Annotated in this window: 4 protein-coding genes; all 4 read right to left on the bottom strand. The window is 55.8% G+C overall.

The window, feature by feature from the left end:
* A partial coding sequence (ruvB, locus tag VMW13_09220) for a Holliday junction branch migration DNA helicase RuvB (protein HUV44994.1) occupies positions 1-830 on the bottom strand: 830 nt, incomplete at its 3' end.
* 294 nt (positions 831-1,124) lie between these two features.
* Positions 1,125-3,053, bottom strand: coding sequence for an aldehyde ferredoxin oxidoreductase N-terminal domain-containing protein (locus tag VMW13_09215; protein HUV44993.1), 1,929 nt, complete (start codon positions 3,051-3,053; stop codon positions 1,125-1,127).
* 5 nt (positions 3,054-3,058) lie between these two features.
* A complete protein-coding gene (locus tag VMW13_09210) occupies positions 3,059-3,529 on the bottom strand; it encodes a 4Fe-4S dicluster domain-containing protein (protein ID HUV44992.1) in 471 nt (156 codons plus the stop codon).
* A 92-nt stretch (positions 3,530-3,621) separates the two neighbouring features.
* Positions 3,622-3,811 (bottom strand): 4Fe-4S binding protein (locus VMW13_09205; GenBank protein HUV44991.1); only part of this gene is annotated, 190 nt, incomplete at its 5' end.

Raw genomic sequence — 3,811 nt, 5'->3', positions numbered from 1 at the left:
GGCCCGCCGTTGAATTTGTCGATGATGGAGTAGAGTACCTTGCGGTCCAGCTCGTCCAGACCCATCGGGTCGACTTCCAGTCGAGTCAGTGCTTCAACGGCCACGGTGTGGGTGACGATACCATCTGCCTTTACCTGGGCGTAGTCCCGTACCCGTTTCAGCAGCCGGTTAGCGACACGCGGTGTACCCCGGGCGCGGCGGGCTACTTCCGCCAGACCCTCCGCCTCCGCCTCCACCTGGAGGATATGGGCGGAGCGCTTCAGGATGGTCTCTATCGAAGCCTCGTCGTAGAAATCAAGATGGTAGACCGCGCCGAACCGGTCACGAAGGGGTGGGCTGAGCAGGGCGAAACGGGTAGTCGCTCCGATGAGAGTGAAGGTGGGCAGGTTCAACCGCAGGCTCTTCGCTCCCGGACCCTTGCCGATAACTATGTCCAGGGCTGAGTCTTCCATCGCCGGGTAGAGCACTTCCTCCACGGCACGATGGAGGCGGTGAATTTCGTCGATAAACAGTATGTCCTGCTTGTGAAGGTTGGTCAGGATGGCGGCCAGGTCTCCGGTACGTTCTACGGCGGGACCGGATGTTATCCTGATGCTGCTGCCCATCTCGGTAGCGATGATGTGGGCCAGTGTGGTCTTGCCCAGGCCGGGCGGGCCGTAGAGCAGGACGTGGTCCAGGGCTTCACCCCTTCCCTTGGCGGCGGCAATGGCAATGTTCAGGTTGTCCTTAACGGTATTCTGCCCGATGAAGTCGCCAAGAGACCTGGGCCGTAGACTGGTGTCAATCGGCTTGTCTTCCGCGCTGGGCTTACCGGAAAGTATACGTGCTATTTTCCTGACCCCTGTCCTGTCCTTTCCTTAGACCATCGGGAGGGTGGGGAGGTAAATCCTGCATTGGAGGCCCGATTATGCGGAGTGTCCCCGATGTGTAATTATAGCATACTGTTTACCGGTCTGGACCACATGGCGGCTGAGTCCGGGGTATGTTCCCAGGGCAAATCTCGGGACAGAAAAGGCGAGCCCGCGTATGCGGGCTCGTTCGATTTTCAACTCGCCATGAGGCATCCCTGCCCTCGGTGACCTGGTCCCGTTGGATTCTGACCACGTCGGCTATTACCGTCCACGCTAGCCTGTTTTACCGGCACTTTGCAGTTTGTCGGCAACACCCTTCATGCCAAGCTCTTCCAGTTTGGCTCTGGAAGGTACACCAGTTTTAACGTCCCAACCGCTTAACTCGTAGAGCCTGTCCTTGAGGGCTTCCCATCGCTCTTTATCCAATGGCTCGGATAGGGTCTGGCCCCTGAGCGCTCCCAGCGTTGTGATGTCGATTTCGCTTGTTTCCCCAAACCAGGTGTGGCTAATCGTGTCATCATCTCTGTGGCGGTTTTCCCTCAGTACCATTACGGCCCTACGGATGTTCCAGATTCTTTCACCCGCCTGCCAGAGCCTGTCCACATCATAGTCAATCCCTGTAACTGCCGATAAGATACGGCTTTCGAATATCCTGATGTCCATTTCGGGTGGGTGGAAGAACTGCCCTGGAGGACTGGCAAGCTCGCATATCAGTAAGGAGTTCTTCAAGCTCTGGTGGTTCTGGACCCACACGACAAGGCGCTCCGTCCCCAGGTATATGTTCTGGTGCTTCCCTTCGCTCTCTCCTTCCAGATAGCCACCGGGTACGCCGAACCAGTCGGCAATTTCTTTGTTGTTGCCGAAGCCATGACTGGGATAACGTACGTAGTCCTGGCACGAATTAAACGGGTCTCTGGTGTCGGTAGCCCAGTGCAACGCCTCTCCGACACCTCTTATATGGTGTCTCTGATTGCCCCAGGCGGGGAAGATTGCGCCATACAGGTCCTTTGCGTCCTGCCCAAACTGCTCAAGAGCCCTTGCCAATCCCTGGGCAACGGGGCTGGTCCCGTCTGCAATTCCGGCCAGCAGTTCTTCGAGGAATTCGTGATGCTCTTTTTCATCGCCATACCCCTGTCCCGAAGGTAGGTCTAGCGTCGGAAAAGAGGACAGACCCAGGTCCTCCTTCTTCACCAGGTCCAGCGGAATGGCGTGCCTGAGGAACGCCATTAGTCCGGACATCTCGAAGTTATTGATACCCAGCTTCTGGGCCAGCAGGTTGCCTTTCCAGGTAGCCTTGGTGCTATGACGGTTGTAGTATCCGTACCAGATGTCGGCACACATCTGCGTACCCTTGCCTATCCCGGGAATCTCGTAGACACCATGGCATTGATAGGGGCACGCGTAGCATCCCGTGAACTTCTTCAGATAATTATCCTTCATATCGCTTGTGAGAGGGTCACCACAGTTGGGATACCTTCCCCACGCTATATTCCGCCCCGCCACCCAGTCTCCGGCGGCTTTCCTCTGGCGAATCAGCTCCATGAAATCATCGGGTCTGGCAATCTTGAAGGTGCCGGTCCCCCTGGTGACAATGGCCTTCAGGTTCTTCGAACCCATGACGGCTCCATAGCCGCCCTGGCCGGCAGCACCGGAGGTCTCGTTAATAATTATGGCTATCCGGCTGAGATTCTCCCCAGCCGGGCCTATGGTGAGTACTGAAGCTCCGGGGTGACTGTCTGTCAGTGCCTGCTGGGTCTCAAAGGTATCCAGACCCCACAGATCACGGGCATCCTTAATCTCCACATCTTCATCGTGTATCGACAGGTAGACCGGTTTAGGCGCCTTCCCGACAATGACGATGCCATCATAGCCGGCATACTTTATTTCCGAAGGGAATTTTCCCCCGAACCCTGAGTAGGTGAAAAGCTCCTCGGGATAACACTGGGGTGCGATGGCACAGATGGTTGCCCGGGTGAACGGGCCGCTGGCACCGGTGAGTGGACCCGTTGAGAGTATCAGCGGACTATCGGGGTGAAAGGCGTCTACCTTCGGGCATCCCAGTTCCCAGAAGATTTTGCTGTTCAGGCCCACACCGCCGATGAATTTCTCTGGTTCGAAGTCTGAGGTGGGTACACTGGTTATTTTTCCGTTGGTAAGGTCAACCCACAGGACCTTTCCGGCCCAACCATAGTATTCTGACATCTTCTCTACCTCACCTCCTTCATCACATATGTCAGCGCCTCAAAGTTACAGTATTCGACACATGCCGGCCCCTCTGCTCTGCCCCGGCACAGGTCGCACATGAAAGCAATATGCTTTTTCGGGTGCAGCTTGATTCCCGGAGGGTCAAAGGGACAGGCTTCAATGCATCCCTCACAACCGTCGCATTCTTCTGCGTTGATGTATTTGACCCCGGTCACCTCATCGATACAAAGGGCTTTGTCTTTGAGCGGGCAGGCATCGTAGCACTCTGGAGAAGGACACTGTCGGCATACATTAAACGTGAACTCGGCGGTCAGGCGGTCTCCCGTTAGTTTTCCCCTGGAGAGTGCCTGCCCCTGTTCACCTTCGTGATAAAGGGAACACATCAGGTCGCACAGCCCACAGCCGGTGCAGACCTGAGGGTGATGTACGAGCCTTGCGGATACCGGGGATTTTTCCCCCTCGGTCTTTGCCATCTATCATACCTTCTTTCCCATTCGGCATTTCACATTTCAAAGCGCCATGAGTATCATGGCGCTTTATCACACCTTAAAACTTATGCATTAAGTTATGTCCAAACCTCCGCAACTGCCGGTAAATCCACACGTGGCACCAGACTAATTGCCCCCCGGGGGCAACCGGTCTGGCAAAGACCGCAGCCGTAGCATTTGAATTGGTCAATGTTAGCTTTCTCAGAAGTAACCTCGAATTTCAGGGCTCCCCACTGGCATCGCTGGGCACAGATACCACAACCATTG

It is taken from the genome of Dehalococcoidales bacterium (assembly GCA_035529395.1).
Classification (GTDB): Bacteria; Chloroflexota; Dehalococcoidia; order Dehalococcoidales; family Fen-1064; genus DUES01.
The sequence above is the reverse complement of the archived record's forward strand: the minus strand, read 5'-3'. Positions and strand labels throughout refer to the sequence as shown.